This window comes from Lachnospira hominis (ex Hitch et al. 2025) (assembly GCF_040096395.1).
In the GTDB taxonomy this organism is placed as follows: domain Bacteria; phylum Bacillota; class Clostridia; order Lachnospirales; family Lachnospiraceae; genus Lachnospira; species Lachnospira hominis.
On sequence record NZ_JBBMES010000002.1, the window covers coordinates 275824 to 296658 of the forward strand.

The following is a 20835-nucleotide window of genomic DNA, read 5'->3' on the forward strand; positions in this document are numbered from 1 at the left end:
CGATTCTGAATTGTAAACCAGAATCGTCTTTTTATATAGTAAGTTAAATATAAGATTTACTGTGCACTACCTGTTGCAGTCTCATTTTCAAGACTTTCAACATACTCATCAACATTGACTGTTTCATCATTGTAAATCATGTTCATAAGTTTGATTGCTATATTAACCGTGTCATAATCAGGAACAACAGTTGATGCATAGAATCCATATAAGTTACAATAGTTAGACTGTGTTCTTCCGCTTACTGCATAAGACTGGACATTCCAAGGTGTCGAATCAGCAAGCTGGTCTTTTATAAGACCGGTAATCATGCTTGTTGGCATGTTGGTATATAAAACTTCTGTTGCAGCCTCAAGCACTGATGAATAACTTGTAAGTATAGAAGGTGAAGTAGCTTTGTTGATAATACCTGAAATAGCTGCCTGCTGGTTTCTTCCTCGCTGGAAATCGCCATTCATAAAGCACTGTCTCTCACGTACAAATGCAAGAGTCATTGCACCGTCACATTCATTTAAGCCTTTAACGAAATGATAATTTTCAGGAGCAGCATCATTACCGTTGGTAAATTCCACTTCAGAATCAATTGTAATGCCTCCGAGTGCATCGACAATCTTGACACATCCGTCAAAGTTAAGTTTCATAAAGTAATCAGCTTTAAAACCATAAAGGTCGTAAAGTGCATCAATAGAACCCTGAGTTCCGGCATTACCTGCATGTGTAAGTTTATCAATGCCTTTTCTTCCGTTTGCATCACTTATCGTAATATAATAATCACGAGGTGTAGAAATAAGAAGAACCTGTCTTGTCTCAGGATTAATCACTGCGAGAATATTAACATCACTTCGGCCTACATCAGATATATCGCCATATCCGTCATTTCCTGATATATATACAACAAAAGGTTCACCCTTTGATTTCTTTGCAGCTGTGTTTACAGTAGTCTTTGTAATAATCTTTATGTTGCCAAGAACTTTTGTCTTTGATGCAAAATCCGTATCTTCTTCAGACATGGAAGCACGCATCGACTCAGTCATAAATATTGCTTTAATATCTTTATTTGAATAAAGAGCCTCAAGCAGATTATCCCATGATGTATATTTCTTTGTTGAAATGCTGGCATTATTTTCTGAATTAATCTGTTCTGCTGCTTTTGTCGAAAGCGTCTCCTCAATAGAACCGTTATATCCAAAAGTATATGAAAGAGCATCTTTTATAGAAGAAGCAGAGTCATGTTTAAGTACGATAACATCGACAACATCAGTCTCAATCTTCGTATTTGTAATATTGCCAAAAGCCCAGTTTACTTTTGAACCTACAAGGTATCCAAAAACTAAAATGACTGACATAAGAACCGATAAAAACTTACCGAAGTAGTGAGCTTTGGTAAACTGTGATGTAAAGTTGTATAACAGAATAAGAACAAGTATAACAATCATCATTATAAAGTATTTTGTAGGAAAAATATCCAGTTTAAAAATCTCAAACAGGAAAAGGCCGGATATAACAAGCTCAACAAGAACGAGAAGCAATCCGATAAGAGCCATAACGCCACGTTTTTTTCTTCTTTTTTCCTTTTTGTTCAGATTTGTACTTTTTTTAAAGATATATTTCATATCTTTATTGGTCTTTGTGAAAAAGTTTGCCATAACAATCCCCTTTATCAATAGAAAGAATTTTAAAAATCTTAGCTGGTAATAATCGGCATAGATAAATTTAATTATACAACAAAAAATACAAATAACAATAAAAATAAACTAAATTTTATGGCTTTTTTACATTATAACATTAAGGTTTGATTACAGTGTGAAAACACCCGGAAACGTGGTAAGAATATATTATATTTTCATAGTATTACACACTTAATATTATTAAGTGAAATAATAGGACATGTATAAAAAACTAATTAAAATAATTAATTATTTAATAAAAACGGCAAAAAATTAAGTATACAACATAAAAAACTTGCAAAAATTAAGCATATTTAATATAATAACACCATAATATTTCGCTGCGGCGTTAAGAAAAGGAGTAAAAGATATTATGGGTTATGTTGATGAAGTCTTAGAAAAAGTATCTAAGAAAAATGCAGATCAGCCAGAATTTTTACAGGCAGTAAATGAGGTTCTTGAGTCATTAAGACCGTTTATCGATGCTAACGAGGAACTTTACAGAAAGAATGCAATTCTTGAAAGAATTACAGAACCGGACAGAGTTATTATGTTCCGTGTACCTTGGGTAGATGACAAGGGCCAGGTACAGGTAAACAGAGGTTTCAGAGTACAGTTCAATAACTCTATCGGACCTTACAAGGGTGGTTTACGTTTACATCCATCTGTAAACCTTGGTATTATTAAGTTCTTAGGTTTTGAGCAGGTATTTAAGAACTCACTTACAAGCCTTCCTATTGGTGGTGGTAAAGGTGGTTCTGACTTCGATCCTAAGGGTAAGTCAGACAGAGAAATTATGGCATTCTGCCAGAGCTTCATGACAGAACTTTGCAAGTACATCGGTGCTGATGTCGATGTTCCTGCTGGTGATATCGGTACAGGTGCAAGAGAGATTGGTTTCATGTTCGGTCAGTACAAGAGAATCAGAGGTATGTACGAAGGCGTTCTTACAGGTAAGGGTCTTTCATACGGCGGTTCACTTGCCAGAACAGAAGCTACAGGTTATGGTCTCTTATACTTAACAGAAGAACTTATGAAGTGTCATGGTGAATCACTTGAAGGCAAGACAATTGCTGTATCAGGTGCCGGTAACGTTGCTATCTATGCAATTGAAAAAGCTCAGCAGCTTGGTGCTAAGGTTGTTACATGTTCTGATTCAACAGGCTGGATTTATGATGAAGACGGTATTGATGTAGCTCTTCTTAAAGAAGTTAAGGAAGTTAAGAGAGCAAGACTTACAGAGTACGCAGCAGCAAGAAAGTCAGCTCAGTATCATGAGAAGAAGAACGGCGAACATGGCGTATGGACAGTTAAGTGTGATGTAGCTCTTCCATGTGCTACACAGAACGAACTTGATATTGAAGATGCTAAGCAGTTAGTAGCTAACGGTGTTAAGGTTGTTTGTGAGGGTGCTAACATGCCTACAACACTTGAAGCAACAAAGTATTTACAGGATAGCGGAGTATTATTCGTTTGCGGTAAGGCTTCTAATGCCGGTGGTGTTGCAACTTCAGCTCTTGAGATGAGCCAGAACAGCGAGAGACTCAGCTGGACATTTGAAGAAGTTGATGCTAAGTTAAAGACAATCATGGTAAATATCTATCATAACATTGATGATGCAGCTAAGAGATACAACATGGAAGGAAACTATGTAGCAGGTGCTAACATTGCAGGTTTCGAGAAGGTTGTAGATGCTATGTTAGCTCAGGGTGTTTACTAATTCTTTAATATCTGATTAAGAGGCTGTCAGTATCAGCCAGGATATAAAATTTTAAAATACATAAAAGTCCCGTAGACAAATTCAAATCTGAGATTTGACAAATGTTTATGGGACTTTTATTATAGTTATTGCAATGGGTAAAGAGCTTTTTGATTAGAGAGGAGTGATTGTTGATGCCTAATATATTTGATGGAATACGAAAAATGTCAGACGAAGATGTCAGGCTTGAAATAGCCCTGATTACACAGACTAATCTTCTTAATGCTGCAAAAGAGACCGGTAATAAGCTGGTTAACTCGCTTGCAGATGCAGCCAATTCATTTATGCAGGCGTTCGCTTCATCTAAGTCTATAGATTATCAGATAGTGCGTGTTTCAGATATGGTACGAAAAAATATAATACAGCTTCATGCTGATACAAGAAGTGAACTTGAAATACGGCTTAAAGAACTCATTGCACAAAAATGTGGGCTGACAGCACAGGAATCATTGACAGTAAGTGAGGAAAGACTTTCATTTCTGGCAGCAGCTGAAGCGGCAAAATTGTATAATATTACAAAATATGATACTCCTGCTAATAAAATAGAAAATGTCAGCATATACTATAACGAAGCATTTATTGCGGCATTACATCAGTGTCTTGTGCGTCAGGATGCAAAGGATGTTGCAGATACTGATTTGAGAATACAGAAAAGAATAGATGAAATATCTATAGAAGATAAGAGAGAATTACATAAAAGACTTATGCCTAAAGAATTTTCGGGTAAAGGCATTGGAAGAATACTGAGATTAGAGAAAAAAACGACGTATTTAAAGGATGTCATACAGATACTTGGAGTACAGGTTTTTGATGAGATAGCTGCATATGTTACAGCAAGCGTCAATGTACTTAAAAGTTTCAAAAGAATATCATGTGCACTTATGGCACAGCTTGTATGGAAGGCAAAAAATGCATATGGTACAGGATTTGGCGTCAATGAAAAATCTCTGCCATCATATACTACGGAAGAAAATGGGGCGATGCAGCGAAAAGAAATTACGGATTTTCATGCAATGCTAAAAGAGATACAGACACAGAAGGCTGCAGTTGAAGAGTATGATAAAAAACTGGACAGGCTTTATGAGCAGGTTTCAAAGACAGGTGAAAAACTTCAGAGTGAAAAAGATTTACTTGAAAAAGAACGTGTGCAATTTGATAAACTTGCATCACAAAAAGATGAGTACAATGCAGGGAAACATTCTGAGAGTGACACGAAACTATATTATTCGGAAGTAAATAATACAAACAGACGCATTGGACAATATGAGCAGTCTGTTTCAAAACTTGAGCAGAAAATGAAAGAACTTGATATATCAACAGGCGAGTGTGAAAATAACAAGGAAAATGCTGCAAAAGAGTCAGAGAGAATGGCAAAAGAGGCAGAATTGCGGGAACATGAACTTTCTGAGATTATAAAAAACAAATGGGGTGCATTTTATTATAAAATAACATTTGAAGATGAAGTATTTGTACAGGCTGTGAGACTTCTTACACTTGACGGAAGAATTGCAGTTGAAAGAATGATGAAAGAATTTCATGATACACCTGACAGTCAGGCATTTGATACACCCTCGTCATCCGGATGCATTATATGTGATACAGTGGCTGATGGTCAGGTAAAGTTATATCACGAAGGTACACACATAACTAAAATAGGAAAATAATAAATGAATATAATTGATGGTAAAAGTTATGAAAAAGCAATTGAATATATTAATTCGTTAAGCCAGTTTGTAGCGGGAACAGGATGTGAAAGAGCGGAAAAACTTCTGGAAAGGCTCGGCAATCCACAGGATAAGCTCAAAGTAATACATGTTGCAGGAAGCAATGGCAAAGGTTCTGTATGTGCCTATCTTGCAGGTATTTTACAGGAAAACGGCTATAAGACCGGGCTGTTTACATCTCCGCATCTGATAGACGAACGTGAACGCATAAGAATTAATGGAATGATGATAACAAAAGAAGAATTTGCTGAGGCATATGCCAGGGTAAAAGCGGTGGAAGATGAACTTGGAAAAGGAAGCCTTGCATATTTTGATTATTTCTTAGGCATAGCATTTATTGTTTTCCTGAAACAAAATGTTGATATCTGCGTCATAGAAACGGGATTAGGTGGAAGACTTGATGCGACCAATGCAGTTAAAAATCCTGTTCTTGATATAATAGCAACAATCAGTCTTGAGCATACAGCGATACTTGGCAATACAATAGAAAAGATAGCAAAAGAAAAGTCTGGCATAATAAAAAATAATGTTCCTGTTGTATTTATAAAAGATAAAAAAAGCGTGACAGATATAATAGAAAAAAAAGCAGAGGATAATAATTGTGAAGCATATGGTGTGACACAAAAAGATTTTCAAATAATTAAAAACTACGGCTATTGTATTGATTTTTCGCTAAACAATATGTATTATAAGAATGATTGCTTTACAATTACAACCGGTGCCGTATATCAGGTCCAGAATTGTTCACTGGCACTTACGGCAGCTGAAGTGCTTAAAAAAACAGGAGTTGTAAAACTTGAGAGCAATGCAGTCCATAAGGCTGTCAAAAAAGTACAATGGCATGGCCGTATGGAACAGATAGCAGATAACATATATGTTGATGGAGCACACAATCCTGAAGGCATAGAAGCACTTATTTGTTCAGTAAGCCCGATTACCTGCGGCAGAAAGACGATACTGCTCTTTTCTGTTGTCAATGATAAAGATTATGACAGAATGATAAAGAGCATATGTGACAGTAATATGTTTGATTATTTTGTTATCGCAGGGATACAGGGAAAAAGGTGCCTGGATGACAGCTGTATAAGTGATACATTTAAGAAATATACGGACAAGCCTGTGATTGACAAAATAAATATAAAAGATGCATATGAGAGTGCAGCTGCACTGCGGCGTGATATTGATGGCGTGCTTTTTTGCACAGGTTCATTATATCTTGTCGGTGAGATAATGAGTATTATTAAATAATGGAGGAACAATATGATAGATTTTGATGAAGAGATTAAAAAATTCAAGCCAAGCCTTGAAGTAGAAGACGCAGAAGATGCGATTTATAATAATGATGTTCCTGATATAACAGATCTTATTAATAAAATTGTTGAGGATTTATCAGACAAGTAGGAGAAAAATAATGAGATGCTTTAAATGTAATGAAGTTCTTACAAAAGAAAGCCACTGCCCGAACTGCGGCATTGACGTTTCTATGTATAAGAAAGCTGTTATGGCTTCAAATGCATATTATAATCTCGGACTTTCAAAAGCAAAAGTAAGAGATTTGTCCGGTGCAGTAGAAAGCCTGAAGATGAGTATAACAATAAATAAAAAAAATATAGATGCAAGAAATCTTTTAGGACTTGTATATTGTGAGATGGGCGATGTTGTTGAAGCATTAAGCGAATGGGTTATAAGTAAAAATATCCAGCCTGATAATAACTGTGCAGAAGATTATATAACTGACATCCAGTCAAACCAGAATAAATTTGAGCTTGTTACTTCAACAATTAAGAAATATAATCTGTCTCTCAGATATGCCAAAGAAGGCAATACCGATATGGCACAGATTCAGCTCAAAAAGGTGGTTTCACAGAATCCAAGACTTTTAAAGGCACAGCAGCTTCTTGCTCTTATTTATATAAAAGAAAAGGAATACAGCAAAGCCAGAAAATGTCTTGCTTCTGTATTGAGAGTTGATAGAAATAATACACTTGCACAGCTTTATATGCAGGCTATTGATGAAGAATTATCATCTAAAAAGAAAGAATCACAGTCATCATTGAAGAAGAGAAATAAAGATGATGATAGAAAGCCGTTAAGCGGTAATGATGTAATCCTTCCGCGTTCATCATATAAAGAGCCAAGCAATGGTGCCATAACGATTATAAATATACTTGTTGGTGTTGCAATAGGAGCAGCATTGATATGGTTTCTTATCATACCGTCAAGATACAGGGGGCTTACATCAGAATATAATAAGAGCCTTCAGGAATACAGCGAACAGCTCTCATCTGGCAATGTAGAGCTTAATTCGCTTCAAAACCAGCTCGATTCTGTAAAGAAAGAAAAAGAATCGTTAGAGACACGTCTGTCACAGGTAAGCGGTGCAGACGGCAATAATAAGCTGTTGACTGCTGTTATAAAAGCAGCTAACTTATACATTTCAAATGATTCAACAGGTGCGGCAGAGGCTATTGCTGATGTTGATGTAAGTTCACTCCCAGTTGAAGAAGCAAAGACACTTTATAATACAATATCAGGTGCTACAATGATGAATGCGGCAAATGATTTGTATAACAGAGGAATGACGGCATATAACAAGGCTGACTACACAACGGCAGCAGATTTGCTTGTGAGAGCTTATAAGTGTGACAAGACAAAAGCCGATGCAGTTTTCTATGCGGCAAAGAGTTATGTTGCACTTAATCAGCCGGATAATGCTAAAAAATACTATCAAATTATAGCAGATGAATTCAAGAGCAGCGGATATGTAACAGAAGCACAGGCTTATGTACAGTCACACTGATGTTGAAAAATATACGTAAAAGAGAAGACCTGACAGGAATGAAAGCCTGTCAGGTTTTTTGTTACGGAAAAATATAGTTATAATCAAATGGAGGTTGACAGGAATGCAGGAAGAACATGTTGCTGTTGCAGACGGAGAAAATGAAGTAAGGCACACAGATTATATTTACATGGTGTCGGATAAAATGCTTGTTATAAGCATGATAGCGGAACTTGACCATCATCTTGCGGATGAAATGAGAGAAGTGATTGATGATGTCATTGATGTAAGAGGCGTAGAAGATATAATATTTGATTTCAGCAGAATAAATTTTATGGATAGTGCCGGAATAGGTCTCATAATGGGACGGTACAGAAAAATCCATGAAAAAGGCCGGATATATGTTGCCGGTGCAGGGGAAGGAATATCAAGAATACTCCTTATTTCGGGACTTCATAAGCTTGTAGTTGTAAGCAGTGATGTAAATGATGCAGCGAAGAAAATATTAGAAGGTAAAAGGGGAAATTGAAATGAATAAAAATAGTAACAGCTTTGAAATTATATTTGATTCAAAATCCGAAAATGAAAGTTTTGCAAGAGTTGTTGTTGCGGCATTTTGTACAAGATTAGATCCGACATTAGAAGAAATCTCTGATATAAAAACTGCTGTATCGGAAGCGGTAACAAACTGTATAGTCCATGGATATGAGGGAAGAGAAGGCAAAATAAGCCTGAAATGTGAGCTTAATGATAATGAACTGACAATAGAAGTACATGATGACGGAGTTGGAATAGATGACATAGAAAGAGCAATGGAGCCAATGTATACATCAAAGCCACAGCTTGAGCGTTCAGGAATGGGATTTTCATTTATGGAGGCATTTATGGATGAGTTACATGTCAAATCAGGAAAGCACAGCGGTACAACCGTGATGATGAAGAAAAAAATAGGAGTAAATAATTAGTGGATTGGGTGTGGTTATATGAATCATACTAAGGAACTGATAGAAATGGCACATGGAGGAGATAAAGCAGCCAGAGAGAAACTGATTGTTGAAAATATGGGACTGATATGGAGCATAGTAAAGCGATTCGCGGGACGTGGCTATGAACAGGAAGATTTATTCCAGATAGGCAGCATTGGACTTATAAAAGCTGTTGATAAGTTTGACACATCATTTGATGTACAGTTTTCGACATATGCTGTACCAATGATTTCGGGAGAAATCAAGCGTTTTTTAAGAGATGACGGAATGATAAAAGTAAGCCGTTCGATGAAAGAGACCGCATACAAAGCTTATATTGCGAGGGAGAAAATGGAGGAAAAACTTAAAAGAGAGCCAACACTTACTGAGATAGCGGCAGAAATCGGAGTTACATCAGAGGAACTTGCACAGGCATTTGATGCATCGGCACAGATAGAGTCACTCCACAAAGTGATTTATCAGGGGGATGGAAGTGATATTTCACTTATGGACAAGCTTCCGTGTGAAGACGACCCATGTGAAGATATGATGAACCGCATGGTGCTGGAAGAGATGCTCTCAAAGCTTGATAAAAAAGAACGCCAGCTTATTTATATGCGTTATTATCAGGATAAAACGCAGACGGAAATAGCTGGAATTCTTGGCGTTTCGCAGGTTCAGGTATCAAGGCTTGAGAAAAAAATACTAAAAAAAATGAAATCCGGTGAATAAATGTCCTGTTGGAAAGCCATGCTAAAAACGAGGAGATGATGTCAAAATGAGTGAAACGGTATATATAAAAACAGACAAAAACATCGAAGTTTCAAAACGCATGGTATTAATTGGAGATGTTGCTGATGTATATTGCAACGATAAAAAGATGGAAAATGATATAAAACATATATGCCTTATTATACTCGATGAAGTTGGCGTGAATAAAATAAAGAAAAAGAGAGTATGTCTTTCATTTATGGATATTGTAAAAGCTGTTGCAAAAAAATATCCTGATGCCGATGTGAATAATCTTGGTGAAAATGATTTTATTGTGGATTACATTTTGGAAAAGAAACATTCAAAGTTTCTGCAGGGATTATTAATAGCATTTGTGGCTGCATTTACATTTGTCGGGAGCATGTACGCAATTATGGCATACAACAATGATGTAAGTACCATTGAAATATTTGAGAAAGTGTATGAGATATTTGGAGCAGACAATGCACAACAGGTAAAACTGCTGGAAATAATGTATGCTGTCGGTCTTGCACTTGGAATTATAATTTTCTATAACCATTTTGCCGGGGTGAGGCTGTCAGGGGAACCTACACCTATAGAAGTTGAAATGGATAAATATGAAAAAGATGTTGATGATACGCTTATTGACAGAAAATCCAAAACAGAACAGAAAGGAAAGAAAGCATGACAGTATTTCTGGCTTTTTTTGGACTGGCAGCAGGTGCGGTTACAGCAGCAGGATATTTTGCACTTATAACAAGCGTTGGAATGATAAACAGGGCAGCAGCATCAACAGGAACAACAAAAAGTATATTTTTTTATGAAGAATGTCTGCTATTTGGAGTTGTAACAGGAAACTGCCTGTCAATGTTTAATATCAGTATAGATATTGGCACAGCAGGTATTGTGATGTATGGAGTATTTTCAGGAATGTTTATAGGACTGCTTGTTGTAAGCCTTGCAGAGACACTGAAAGCACTGCCTATATTTATAAGGCGTGTAAGAATCGGTTCCGGGCTTGGCATCATAATTCTTATGATTGGTCTTGGAAAAGCAGCAGGTCATATAATTTATTATTTTTTCCTTTATTAATCCGGTATACCATTAATCTAACCTATGTAGGAGGCGGCAGAATGATTCGTGATGTAGAAAAAAGAAATAAAAATTATAACGCATATGTTGAGCAGGTAACGCCAAAGGCCAGCTGTCTTAAAAATTGTATTAAAGCATTTATTACAGGTGGTGCAATATGCCTTTTTGGCCAGATTCTTATAGAACTATTTAAAAATGCAGGGATGGCAAAAGATGAGGCGTCACTTTGGACGACGATTTGCCTTGTTCTTGCAAGTAATATTCTTACAGGTCTTAATATTTATCCTCTGATAACGACATGGGGCGGTGCGGGAAGTCTCGTTCCGATAACAGGATTTGCAAACAGTGTTGCAGCACCTGCGATAGAATATAAGGCTGAGGGAGAAGTATTTGGAATCGGATGCAAAATATTTACGATAGCCGGACCGGTTATTCTTTATGGAATATTTTCATCATGGATAGTCGGGCTATTATATCTGCTTGCAAAATTATGGATGTAGGAGGTGATAGTGTGCAAAAAGGAAGTCAGAGCTTTAAGTTTGATATACCTGTATACATTGAACAAACCGCATCGGTAGTGGGCGAAAAAGAGAGTGAAGGTCCGCTTGGCAGAATGTTTGATGTTGTGATAAAAGACCCAATGTCAGGAAAAGATAACTGGGAGCAGGCAGAAAGTGCCTTGCAGGAAGCTGTAGTAGACAAGCTTCTTATGAAAACATCATACAAAAAAGAACAGATAAGATATATATTATCGGGAGATTTGTTAGGGCAGCTTATAGCGACGTCTTTTGGAATAAGTAAATATGAAATTCCGCATTTCGGAATATATGGTGCATGTTCGACATTTGGAGAAGCGTTATCACTTGGGGCACTTATAATCTCTGCGGGTGCGGCCGACAGACTCATATGTATGGCATCAAGCCATTTCGCAAGTGCGGAAAAACAGTTCCGTTTTCCTCTTGAATATGGAAACCAGCGTCCTAAGGCTTCCACCTGGACTGTCACGGGAAGCGGAGCGGCAGTTATTACAAACGAGAGGCAGCCTGCAGCCATTACAGGTATTACAACGGGAAAAATCATAGATTATGGTGTCAAAGATTCAATGAATATGGGTGCCTGCATGGCACCGGCAGCTGCAGACCTGATTGTGGCAAATTTTAAGGATTTTGAGACGGATGAAAAATATTATGACAGAATCATAACCGGAGATTTAGGAACGGTAGGAAGAGAAATACTTATAAATCTTGTAAAAGAAAAAGGTTATGATATTTCACAGATTCATATGGACTGCGGAATTGAAATATTTGACCCGCAAAAACAGGGAACACATGCGGGCGGAAGTGGATGCGGCTGCAGTGCGGTGGTGTTTAGCTCATATATAATTGACAATGTAAGAGATGGAAAATGGAAAAGAATTTTATTTATTCCGACAGGGGCATTACTGTCAACAGTAAGTTATAATGAAGGGCAGAGTGTTCCCGGAATTGCACACGGAGTGATTGTTGAACATGTATAAAAATAATATACAGTATGTGGAAATTATTAAATGTGTATAGGGAGGCAGAATGGTATTTGTAAAGGCATTTGTCATAGGCGGTCTTATATGTGCCGCAGTACAGATTCTTATGGAAAAAACCAAGCTGATGCCGGGCAGGATAATGGTTCTTCTTGTATGCTCCGGCGTAGTTCTGGGGGCTGTCGGTTTATATGAACCGATTCTTGAATTTGCGGGAGCTGGGGCATCAGTGCCACTTCTTGGATTTGGTAATGTTTTATGGAAAGGAATTAAACAGGCAGTTGACGAATCTGGTTTTCTTGGGCTTTTCAAAGGCGGGTTTACCGCATGTGCCGTAGGTGTATCATCGGCATTGATATTCGGATATATTTCGTCATGGATATTTAAACCTCATATGAAGAAAAAATAAGCGGATGGGAAGTGATTTCCCATCCGCTTTCTGTTATCGTCTCGTTGTACCTGACGTATTGCTATGGCTGGATGTTGTAGGCTTTGTAGAAGACGGAGCAGTTGTACTATGTGTGGTTCCTGAAGAATTGCCTGAGCTTGTGCTTCCTGATGATGAACCGCCGTGTGCAGTACATACCTTTGAAAGCTGTTCCTCTGTAATTGCATATTCCTGATCCCATGTAGTATAAGTTGTCTCATCTTCATTTGAAGGATTCTTAACAATCGCAGCTTTTTTAATCATAATCTTAGTAGTCTTGTGAGGACAGTTTGCAGATGCGATTTCGCCTGTGTCATCACAGATAGTTACTTTAATATGAACATCACATGTATCGGTCGGATTATTATCCTTAGAGAAATATTCTGTCACAAGCTGTGAACCTCTTGGATCCTGGTCGCATAAGCCTGCTACAGGAAGCTTTCCTGACTGTGAGCATACCTCTGTTTCTACTATATCATCCGGTTTTTCAAAAGAACCGGTAGGAAGATTATCGTGAATTTCCTGCATTATTGTACGCCACATTTTTCTGTGGTCAATATATCCTGAAAGTTCCTTTGAGTTATCATCATATCCGAGCCATATAGCAGCTGTATAATAAGGTGTATAACCGCAGAACCATTTATCTGTTACATTCTGTGTAGTACCTGTTTTTCCGGCTGTAGGCTGATTGCTTAAAGCAGCAGCTTCAGCAGTACCGGCAGCAGTAACTGATTCAAGTGCGTTAGTTAAAAGCCATGAAGTTGATTTCTTCAAAACAGTATGTGTAAGAGGCTGTGTATTGTCAAGGATAACATTGCCGTCTTTATCTTTGACCTGTGTATAATAAACAGGCTGCGTATAAGTTCCCTGATTTGCGATAGCTGCGTATGCAGCGCACATTTCAATATTGTGTACACCATATGTCAGACCGCCGAGTGCGAGTGAAGGGACAACATCATGGTTGCCGTTGACAGCTTCCTTAGGTGAAATAAGTGTTGAAAAACCGAATTTCAGAAGGTAGTTAAAACCAACCTGAGGAGTAATCTGAGCAAGTACCTTGACAGCAGGTACGTTTTCGGAGAGTTTTAAAGCTGTTCTTACAGACATAAGACCTCTGTATTCACCCACAAAATAATTCTTTACAAGCTTTGAATTTTCACCCGGATAATAGTAAGGTGCATCATCAATAGCTGTTGCAAGAGTAATAGCACCTGTATCAAGTGCAGGACCATAATCAGCGAGAGGTTTTATTGATGAACCCGGCTGACGCATAGTATCAACGGCTCTGTTAAGAGTACGGTTGCCGCTCTTTTCACCGCGGCCTCCAACGATTACCTTAACCTGGCCTGTATGCTGGTCCATAATTGTAAATGACATCTGAGGCTGTACTATATAAGAAACGCTCTCAGAAACAACTTCTCCTCCATTTGCAAGTATAGAATTTTTGTATTCATCAATATAAGTCTGTGCATCATCTTTGTCTTTAAAGATGAGAGTGAAATTACTCTGACCTTTGTCTTTTTTGTAATAATCCAAAAGACCATAATGAGAGTAGTAATTGACATTGCCTTTTGTATCTTTTACAGCAAGCGAATATGAAATAGAAAGCTCAGTATTGTCAGGATAATAGTCAGGGTCGTTAATAACGTTATCAGCTATCTGCTGCATTGACATATTCTGTGTAGAATAGACCTGAAGACCATTCTTGTAAATCATGTTGGTTGCCTGTGTCTCAGTATATCCTTTCTGCTCCATAAGATCCTTTATAAGCTGGTCAATAAGAGCATCAACAAAGTAAGAATATGTTGAACTTGCAACTTCAATCTTTTTGTCCTGTATTCTTGCATACACATCATCAGAAACTGCCTCGTCATATTCTGCCTGTGAGATATATCCCTGGTTACGCATATTATTAAGAACCTTTAACTGGCGCTTCTGGTTTTCAGCAGGGTACTTAACAGGATTGAGTGAAGACGGACTCTGTGTTATTGAAGCAATTACAGCACATTCGCTTAAAGAAAGCTCAGATACATCTTTGCCAAAATAACCCTGTGCAGCAGTCTGAACGCCGTAATAACCATTTCCTAAGTTGATTGTATTAAGATAGTTACCTATTATAGTCTGCTTGTCCATGACAGTTTCAAGCTTTACGGCGAGATACTGTTCCTGGATTTTTCTCTTGATTTTTTCAACGGTACTTTCATTATATGCTTTGAAAACATTATTTTTAAGAAGCTGCTGTGTGATTGTACTTGCACCTTCTGACATGCGTCCTGTAGAAAGAAAAACCGTTCCGGCACGAAAGATACCTTTGATATCAATACCGTTATGTTCATAGAAACGCTCATCTTCAATTGCAATAAAAGCATGCTGCAATGTGATAGGAATATCTTCAACGTCCACATATATACGGTTGGAACCGCTTGTTGATAATGTCTGTATTTCATTACCACCATCGTCATAAATTTTTGTTGCATAACCCTCAGGTGACACATCAATTGTTGATACGTCAGGTGCACTGGCAATAATGCCTTCTGTAGCCCCTAATGCCAGGCAGGAGCCTGCAACTATAACAGCAATGACAGCTATGAACAAAAGCTTTACGACAGTAACGCCCAGCTTTGTGCCGAGACGCGAACCGGAAGAATTCAGCCGTTTTTTCTTTTGTATTATGCCTTGTTTGCCAAAATTCATATTTACCTCCAATTTCTGCACAAAAAAGTGTTGTTTGGATTCATTATACCATATAATTATAAAATGTCTCAAGTAAAATGATTTATCACGAATTATTAATAGTTTGACAAAAGAAATAAGTACAGGCATAATCTGAATAGAAAATACTGCATCTTGCAAAAGGAGAGCAATTTTGAAAAGAGTACATAAAGACGGAAGTGCACAGATAACAGAAAAAAAATCCCGGTTTATTGGTGACGTATATAATATAGAAAATGAAGAAGATGCATTATATTATATAAATGAAACCAAAAAGAAGTATTGGGATGCAAGGCATCACTGTTACGCATATATAATAGGAAATAATAACGAAATAAAAAGATTCAGTGATGATGGAGAACCTTCAGGAACAGCAGGAAAACCAATACTCGATGTACTTGATAAAAGTGGTATAGCAAACTGCCTTATAATTGTGACAAGATACTTTGGCGGAACACTTCTGGGAACAGGCGGCCTGATAAGGGCATATTCAGAAGCAGCCAAATCGGGAATAGAAGCATCAGGCATCATGGAAGTTAAAAAAGGCATACAGGCACAGATAGATGCTGACTATAACAGTTTCGGAAAAATACAGTACATGTGTATGGAAAGAAATATAATAATAACGGACACCGAGTATGGTGAAAATGTCCATATAAATATGATTATAGAAGAGTCTGAGTATGCACATTTTCAGAAAGCTGTGGCGGACGCATTTGCCGGACGCCTTGAAATTGTTAAAAATGACAATGTGATTTTTGGTATTTATGACGGAATGGTGCAAATATTGACAAGCAATAATTAATATTGGGTTAACAATGGTAATAAAGCACAAAACAGAAATTAAATTAATAAAATTTGGGCACTTTGTTGTAAAATTGATGTAAAAAAATCATAAAAGAGAGTTATGATAGTGCAAAATTTACATAAAAAATACAATGCCGACTGGTTAAAAAACATTACATGAAGTATATTTTGGGCAATTTGTACATAAAAAATTAAAAAATATGAAAAAAATATGAACGTGGAAAGCCGCATGAATGCTGGGTTTTCACAAAATGTACAAAAAAAATACAATAATTGTTCAAAATCCTCTTGTTAAAATAGTACAAAAATGCTATTATACTTTTGTCAAAAAAATTGACCGTGGGGCTTGCCCCATAAAACCAATAAGGAGGGTTTATAGGTTTATGAAAAAAACAGTTAAGAAACTTACTGCTGTAGGTCTTACTCTTACATCAGTAATGAGCCTTGTTGCATGTGGTAACAGCAACAATGGTGGTTCAAACAACAACGCTTCTTCAAACAAAGAAGTAACAAAGCCAGACAAATTTACAGTTATGTGCGACTCTACAGTCGTTACAGAAGCTAACGGTGGACAGGCATTCTACAAATATCTTGGCGAATTAACAGGCCTTGAAATCGAATGGGTACGTCCTGACCACAGTAATTACTATGATGCAGTTTCTAATGCATTCAACAGTGATAGCATTCCTGATGTAGTTCTTCTTTCATCTGATTACTATGCTCTTTATGCAGCTAACGGTTTCCTTTGGAACATGACAGATGCTTGGAACTCTTCAGAGACAAAGAAGTCAGGCAGACTTATCGATACAGCTGAGAACGTTCTTTCAGCATTACTTGTTAATGGCGAAGACGGAACAAAGGCTATGTATGGTTTCTCTCCATACCGTGGTAATGGTTGCTGTACATACCTCAAGAAAGCTTGGCTTGATGATGCTGGCATTGATGTATCAAAGGTTGACGGCGTTACTATGGACTTCAACACATACTATGGTATCTTAAAGCAGTTAGCTGCTAAGAAAGGTCATTATGTAATTTCAGCTCCTGACTTCATTTCAACAGAAGCTCCTTACACAAACTACCTTCCAGAATTCTATCAGCAGGCTAACTACACATTCTACAAAGATTCTTCAGGAAAGTATGTAGATGGTTTCTCAGAAAAAGCTATGCAGGATGCTCTTCAGAGAATTCAGAATGCTGTTAAAGATGGCGTAATTGATAAGGCTACACTTGGTCAGAAGACAACAGATGCTCGTAACAAGTTCTTTTCAACAGATGCTTCTTCAGAATCTGGTGTATTCTCATACTGGGCTGGTACATGGGCTAACACATTAATGACAAACCTTAAGTCTAAGGGTCTTCCTACAGATCTTATTGCTATCAATCCTATTAAGGAACTTGGTACATACGTAGAAAGAATTGCACCAGCTTGGTGTATCACAACAAGTGCTAAGAATCCAGAAGGTATCTTCAAGTACTTCATCGACACAATGCTTGATGGTGGCGACATCCAGACAGCTTGGACTTACGGTGCTAAGGGTACTCATTGGAATGACAAGGCTGAGACAGTAACACTTGCTGATAATAAGGGTACATTTGAGTACAAAGAAGGCGAGTTCCACTTCCTTCCATCTCCAGAAAAGCCAGGAACATTAATGTCTAAGAACCACATTGATCCAATCCTTTCTCTTGCTAAGTTCAAGACAGCTGATCCTGGTGAGGCTAAGATGACTGAAGCAGCTAAGAAAAATGGTGAATTCTTCGCTAAGAACTCTACAGTTGCTACTCCACTTCCTATGACAGAGATACTTGGTGAAAACAGCACAGATATCAATACAACAAGAAATAAGGTTATTTCAGAAGTTGCACTTGGTAACATGACTGTTGAAGAAGGTATGAAGCTCTACAAGGATAGAGTTGGTACAGCAGTAGAAGCTGTTCTTAAGTCATTAAATGAGACAAAGAAGTCTAAATAATTTAAGATAATATTTTAAAAGATATTATATAGGTAATTTAATTACCAACCTTTAAGAATCCACTTCCGGGTGGCATTGGTTCATCCGGAAGGTCGGATTCTGATTTTTAGCTTATTAATCATACAGATGTAGGCTTGGAATTAAACAAAAATATTAGGAAAGAAGGTATGAAGATGCAATGTAAGTCTTGTAACACAGAATTACCAAAGCATGCAAAAGTGTGCCCGAGATGTGGTGCATTAGTAGGTAAGAAATCAGGCAACCTCAAGGTAATTGCTATAATAGGTTTAGTAATTGCTTTTATAGGCGGGCTTTTGCCTTTCGTTCAGAATTCAAGTGATATTTCTGATGCCTACAGTTTTATGAATATTGATGCCCCTGTTATGTGGTATCTGTTCATGATTGCTATTATAGCTGCTATTATTCTTCTTGTTTTAAAGAAGGATATGTTCTCAATTATACCGACAGCAATTTCAGCAGTTATATTTGTTATCTCTTTAGTTGCAGTTAACTTCAGAGGTTACTACGGAAGAAATAAATATGATATTTATTCTCTTACTAATCTTTTATCATCTGGTAATGGTTCAGATGACGCTAAATACGTTTTAGGTTTAGGTGTCTACGTATTGATTGTAGGTTATATTCTTGCAATCGCTGGCTGCTTCATTGATATTATGAAGTATTTCAAGAAAGATCTTGGCGTTGATTCAAGATATCTTTCTAACTCAATTAACAAGAGTGTATGGAAGACAATGTATTATTACCGTGGCTTCTATATCATGTTCTTACCAGTATTAATCATGATTATTCTCTTTAATTACTGGCCAATGGCTGGATGCCGTTATGCATTCACAAAATATGTTATTGCAGGACCTTACTATGTAGGTCTCAAGCATTTCGTTCAGATGTTCACTAATGACCTTTATTTCTGGACAGCATTTAGAAACACATTAATTCTTTCGATTATTAAGTTGATTTTAAATACAGGTGCAGCTGTTATTATCTCACTTCTTTTAAATGAGATTGTTTCACTCGGATTTAAGAAGACAGTACAGACAATCGTTTATCTGCCTCACTTCATGTCATGGGTTGTAGTTGCATCAGTTTTCAAGATGATTCTTGATCCTAACGTAACAGGTGTTGTAAACAGCCTTTTACTTAAAGCTAATATGATTAATGAACCAATCTATTTCCTTGGTGACTCTAAGTATTGGAGAGGAACATTCTATGTAATGAATGTTTGGAAAGATACAGGTTGGGGAACAATCCTTTTCCTTGCTACATTGTCAGGTATCAGCCCTGATTTATATGAAGCAGCCCAGATTGATGGTGCTAACCGTTGGAAGAGACTTATCTATATTACACTTCCTGCATTAGCAAACACAATCATTACAGTATTCATTCTTAACCTTGCTAAGGTTATGAACCTTTTTGAATCTGTTTTCGTTACTATGAACAATGCCGTATTGGATGTTGCCGAAGTATTACAGACATATGTATACCGTAAGACATTCTCAAGTGGTAACTCAGATTATGGTTATACTACTGCGGTAGGTTTATTTAAATCGTTTGTCGGAATGATTCTCGTACTTAGCTGTAACTACGCTAGTAAGAAAGTCCGCGGACGTGGTATTGTATAAGGAGGGATAGATAATGAGTGATAATTCAGTTGTAGTTACAAAGAAAAAGAAAAAATTCAAAATCTTCCCACTTGTAAATGGTTTGATTTTTATTTTGATTTCATTAGCAATCATGTTACCTATCTGGAAGGTAATCATTGATTCATTTGATGCAAGATCTGCTTATGGTTTTAAGTGGGTTCCAACAATGTTTACATGGGGTGGTTATAGAGCTATCGTTACCCGAGTTGCTTTATATAGACCATTCGGTATCTCATGTATCGTTACAATCGTTGGTACATTCCTCGGTTTGTTACTTGTAACATTAGGTGGTTATGTATTAATTCAGTGGGAAATGCCAGGAAGAAATTTCTTCGCATATATGTTACTTTTCACAATGATTTTCGATGGTGGTATGATTCCTAAGTACCTCGTTATGAAGCAGTTACATTTGCTTAATACACTCTGGTCAGTTATTTTACCATTGTCAATCAACGTATATAACCTGGTACTTATGAGGAACTTCTTTGAAGGTATTCCAGAGGCTCTATTTGAGGCCGCCAAGATTGATGGCTGCTCTCCAATGGGTATCTTCTTTAAGATTGTACTTCCTCTTTCAAAGGCAGCTCTTGCTTCAATCGGTTTGATGTTTGCTGTACAGTTCTGGAACGATTATACTAACTTCAAGATTTACATCAACAAGGATAAGTTATTCAACTTCCAGATTAAACTTCGTAACATGGTTATGGATAGTGATATTCCTAATGATGACGCTGTTGACCCTAATACAATTTCTAGTGCTTCGGTTATTGTTGCGATTTTACCATTCGCAATTATTTACCCATTCTGCCAGAAATACTTCGTACAGGGTGTTAATATCGGTGCCGTTAAGGAGTAATTCCCGGTTTATTTAAGATTTTTTAAAGGCGAATCTGTTAATGCAGGTTCGCCTTTTTTTTCTGTAAAAGAGTATATAAATTAATATTAATATGTAGAAAATACTGTATTTATGCGGTATACTTAAATAACTAGTTGAATTACATATTTAAAAAGGAGGCGGAGT

The 20835-nt window shown here is 37.1% G+C and carries 19 protein-coding genes; 17 read left to right on the top strand and 2 right to left on the bottom strand.

The annotated features are described in order from the left end of the window. Nucleotides 1-56 precede the first annotated feature (56 nt). Nucleotides 57-1646, bottom strand: coding sequence for an LCP family protein (locus tag WMO38_RS03295; RefSeq protein WP_349161434.1), 1590 nt, complete (start codon nt 1644-1646; stop codon nt 57-59). 394 nt (nt 1647-2040) lie between these two features. Between WMO38_RS03295 and gdhA the strand changes: the two genes are divergently transcribed. From gdhA to WMO38_RS03360, 13 genes are all read left to right on the top strand, one after another. Continuing rightward, nucleotides 2041-3387, top strand: a complete 1347-nt coding sequence (gene gdhA / locus WMO38_RS03300) for an NADP-specific glutamate dehydrogenase (RefSeq protein ID WP_349161435.1) — start codon at nt 2041-2043, stop codon at nt 3385-3387. A gap of 173 nt (nt 3388-3560) precedes the next feature. Next, on the top strand, nt 3561-5090 hold the full coding sequence (locus tag WMO38_RS03305) for a hypothetical protein (RefSeq protein WP_349161436.1): 1530 nt from the start codon (nt 3561-3563) through the stop codon (nt 5088-5090). 3 nt (nt 5091-5093) lie between these two features. After that, the gene (locus tag WMO38_RS03310) at nt 5094-6398 is read left to right on the top strand and encodes a bifunctional folylpolyglutamate synthase/dihydrofolate synthase (RefSeq protein WP_349161438.1); all 1305 of its coding nucleotides are present in this window, start codon (nt 5094-5096) and stop codon (nt 6396-6398) included. Between the two features lie 12 nt (nt 6399-6410). Further along, nucleotides 6411-6551 carry a hypothetical protein gene (locus WMO38_RS03315; RefSeq protein ID WP_021866889.1) on the top strand — a complete coding sequence of 47 codons (141 nt, stop codon included), beginning with the start codon at nt 6411-6413 and terminating at the stop codon, nt 6549-6551. 10 nt (nt 6552-6561) lie between these two features. Continuing rightward, on the top strand, nt 6562-7950 hold the full coding sequence (locus tag WMO38_RS03320; RefSeq protein WP_021866890.1) for a tetratricopeptide repeat protein: 1389 nt from the start codon (nt 6562-6564) through the stop codon (nt 7948-7950). A gap of 103 nt (nt 7951-8053) precedes the next feature. Then, a complete protein-coding gene (locus WMO38_RS03325) occupies nt 8054-8458 on the top strand; it encodes an anti-sigma factor antagonist (RefSeq protein ID WP_021866891.1) in 405 nt (134 codons plus the stop codon). Nucleotide 8459: 1 nt separating this feature from the next. Further along, on the top strand, nt 8460-8894 hold the full coding sequence (gene spoIIAB, locus WMO38_RS03330) for an anti-sigma F factor (protein ID WP_021866892.1): 435 nt from the start codon (nt 8460-8462) through the stop codon (nt 8892-8894). An 18-nt stretch (nt 8895-8912) separates the two neighbouring features. Then, nucleotides 8913-9626, top strand: coding sequence for an RNA polymerase sporulation sigma factor SigF (gene sigF / locus WMO38_RS03335; RefSeq protein ID WP_349161439.1), 714 nt, complete (start codon nt 8913-8915; stop codon nt 9624-9626). A 46-nt stretch (nt 9627-9672) separates the two neighbouring features. After that, on the top strand, nt 9673-10314 hold the full coding sequence (locus WMO38_RS03340) for a stage V sporulation protein AA (RefSeq protein ID WP_349161440.1): 642 nt from the start codon (nt 9673-9675) through the stop codon (nt 10312-10314). Beyond that, nucleotides 10311-10718, top strand: a complete 408-nt coding sequence (locus tag WMO38_RS03345; RefSeq protein ID WP_021866895.1) for a stage V sporulation protein AB — start codon at nt 10311-10313, stop codon at nt 10716-10718. The genes WMO38_RS03340 and WMO38_RS03345 overlap by 4 nt, the downstream gene beginning before the upstream one ends. Before the next feature lie 41 nt (nt 10719-10759). Continuing rightward, nucleotides 10760-11218 (top strand): SpoVA/SpoVAEb family sporulation membrane protein, encoded by a 459-nt coding sequence (locus tag WMO38_RS03350; protein WP_349161442.1) that lies wholly within the window; start codon nt 10760-10762, stop codon nt 11216-11218. Further along, entirely contained in the window at nt 11209-12234 is a 1026-nt protein-coding gene (gene spoVAD, locus WMO38_RS03355; protein WP_349161444.1) for a stage V sporulation protein AD, read from the top strand. Before WMO38_RS03350 ends, spoVAD begins: the two co-directional genes overlap by 10 nt. A gap of 49 nt (nt 12235-12283) precedes the next feature. Beyond that, nucleotides 12284-12643, top strand: coding sequence for a SpoVA/SpoVAEb family sporulation membrane protein (locus tag WMO38_RS03360; RefSeq protein ID WP_021866898.1), 360 nt, complete (start codon nt 12284-12286; stop codon nt 12641-12643). A gap of 33 nt (nt 12644-12676) precedes the next feature. Here WMO38_RS03360 and WMO38_RS03365 read toward each other — a convergent pair whose 3' ends face one another. Further along, nucleotides 12677-15355 (bottom strand): transglycosylase domain-containing protein, encoded by a 2679-nt coding sequence (locus WMO38_RS03365; RefSeq protein ID WP_349161446.1) that lies wholly within the window; start codon nt 15353-15355, stop codon nt 12677-12679. A 172-nt stretch (nt 15356-15527) separates the two neighbouring features. Between WMO38_RS03365 and WMO38_RS03370 the strand changes: the two genes are divergently transcribed. From WMO38_RS03370 to WMO38_RS03385, 4 genes are all read left to right on the top strand, one after another. Beyond that, the gene (locus WMO38_RS03370) at nt 15528-16178 is read left to right on the top strand and encodes a YigZ family protein (protein ID WP_021866900.1); all 651 of its coding nucleotides are present in this window, start codon (nt 15528-15530) and stop codon (nt 16176-16178) included. 385 nt (nt 16179-16563) lie between these two features. After that, entirely contained in the window at nt 16564-18153 is a 1590-nt protein-coding gene (locus WMO38_RS03375; protein WP_349161448.1) for an ABC transporter substrate-binding protein, read from the top strand. 167 nt (nt 18154-18320) lie between these two features. Continuing rightward, nucleotides 18321-19793 (top strand): ABC transporter permease subunit, encoded by a 1473-nt coding sequence (locus WMO38_RS03380; protein WP_349161450.1) that lies wholly within the window; start codon nt 18321-18323, stop codon nt 19791-19793. 13 nt (nt 19794-19806) lie between these two features. Next, nucleotides 19807-20670 carry a carbohydrate ABC transporter permease gene (locus tag WMO38_RS03385; RefSeq protein WP_349161451.1) on the top strand — a complete coding sequence of 288 codons (864 nt, stop codon included), beginning with the start codon at nt 19807-19809 and terminating at the stop codon, nt 20668-20670. Nucleotides 20671-20835: the final 165 nt, after the last annotated feature.

Coding starts and splice junctions, on each gene's coding strand:
- WMO38_RS03295 (WP_349161434.1), bottom strand. CDS start 1,646: ATGGCAAACTTTTTCACAAAGACCAATAAAGATATGAAATATATCTTT.
- gdhA (WP_349161435.1), top strand. CDS start 2,041: ATGGGTTATGTTGATGAAGTCTTAGAAAAAGTATCTAAGAAAAATGCA.
- WMO38_RS03305 (WP_349161436.1), top strand. CDS start 3,561: ATGCCTAATATATTTGATGGAATACGAAAAATGTCAGACGAAGATGTC.
- WMO38_RS03310 (WP_349161438.1), top strand. CDS start 5,094: ATGAATATAATTGATGGTAAAAGTTATGAAAAAGCAATTGAATATATT.
- WMO38_RS03315 (WP_021866889.1), top strand. CDS start 6,411: ATGATAGATTTTGATGAAGAGATTAAAAAATTCAAGCCAAGCCTTGAA.
- WMO38_RS03320 (WP_021866890.1), top strand. CDS start 6,562: ATGAGATGCTTTAAATGTAATGAAGTTCTTACAAAAGAAAGCCACTGC.
- WMO38_RS03325 (WP_021866891.1), top strand. CDS start 8,054: ATGCAGGAAGAACATGTTGCTGTTGCAGACGGAGAAAATGAAGTAAGG.
- spoIIAB (WP_021866892.1), top strand. CDS start 8,460: ATGAATAAAAATAGTAACAGCTTTGAAATTATATTTGATTCAAAATCC.
- sigF (WP_349161439.1), top strand. CDS start 8,913: ATGAATCATACTAAGGAACTGATAGAAATGGCACATGGAGGAGATAAA.
- WMO38_RS03340 (WP_349161440.1), top strand. CDS start 9,673: ATGAGTGAAACGGTATATATAAAAACAGACAAAAACATCGAAGTTTCA.
- WMO38_RS03345 (WP_021866895.1), top strand. CDS start 10,311: ATGACAGTATTTCTGGCTTTTTTTGGACTGGCAGCAGGTGCGGTTACA.
- WMO38_RS03350 (WP_349161442.1), top strand. CDS start 10,760: ATGATTCGTGATGTAGAAAAAAGAAATAAAAATTATAACGCATATGTT.
- spoVAD (WP_349161444.1), top strand. CDS start 11,209: ATGGATGTAGGAGGTGATAGTGTGCAAAAAGGAAGTCAGAGCTTTAAG.
- WMO38_RS03360 (WP_021866898.1), top strand. CDS start 12,284: ATGGTATTTGTAAAGGCATTTGTCATAGGCGGTCTTATATGTGCCGCA.
- WMO38_RS03365 (WP_349161446.1), bottom strand. CDS start 15,355: ATGAATTTTGGCAAACAAGGCATAATACAAAAGAAAAAACGGCTGAAT.
- WMO38_RS03375 (WP_349161448.1), top strand. CDS start 16,564: ATGAAAAAAACAGTTAAGAAACTTACTGCTGTAGGTCTTACTCTTACA.
- WMO38_RS03380 (WP_349161450.1), top strand. CDS start 18,321: ATGAAGATGCAATGTAAGTCTTGTAACACAGAATTACCAAAGCATGCA.
- WMO38_RS03385 (WP_349161451.1), top strand. CDS start 19,807: ATGAGTGATAATTCAGTTGTAGTTACAAAGAAAAAGAAAAAATTCAAA.